Genomic DNA, 546 nt, shown 5'->3' on the forward strand with positions numbered 1-546 from the left:
GTTGAAGGTCAATTATTTGAGTTTGAAGGTCATAATATTAAAGTGACTGTATCGGTTGGAATTGCAGAAATGATGATGGCGGATGAAGGCATTGGAGCATTAATCGCGAGAGCGGATAAAGCGCTATACCACGCCAAGGAAAACGGACGTAACCAGCATTTTATCTACGATAGTGGACAGGCGGAATTATAGTTATTGCGATGGATAAAGAGCTTCTGCATGTACAAATAATTAGTGCACTAAAATCGCGTTATGATATTGCGTACTCTGCTGCTAAACAAGCTTATGAAACGGCAACGCACGAAGAGAATGTTGCCGAGAACAAATATGATACGCTTGGGCTGGAAGCTTCTTATTTGGCCGAAGGGCAGGCTCGCCGGATGGCTGAAGCAGAAAACGCACTTAAAACATTTGAACGCTTAAAGCCAAAGAACTTTGGTGAAGACGATGCAATTCAATTTGGTACCTTAATTGGACTGAGAGAGCTCGGCACTGGTCGCGACGAGGCTGCTAGTGAAGTGTTTCTTTCGCCTGTTGCAGGGGGCC

Annotated in this window: 2 protein-coding genes; both read left to right on the plus strand. The window is 44.7% G+C overall.

Annotation, left to right across the window (positions count from 1 at the left end):
- A partial coding sequence (locus A3729_RS00655; RefSeq protein WP_156497544.1) for a diguanylate cyclase domain-containing protein occupies positions 1-192 on the plus strand: 192 nt, incomplete at its 5' end.
- Between the two features lie 8 nt (positions 193-200).
- On the plus strand, positions 201-546 hold a 346-nt coding region (locus A3729_RS31995; protein WP_068632955.1), incomplete at its 3' end, for a hypothetical protein.

The sequence above is a fragment of the Oleiphilus sp. HI0043 genome (assembly GCF_001634935.1).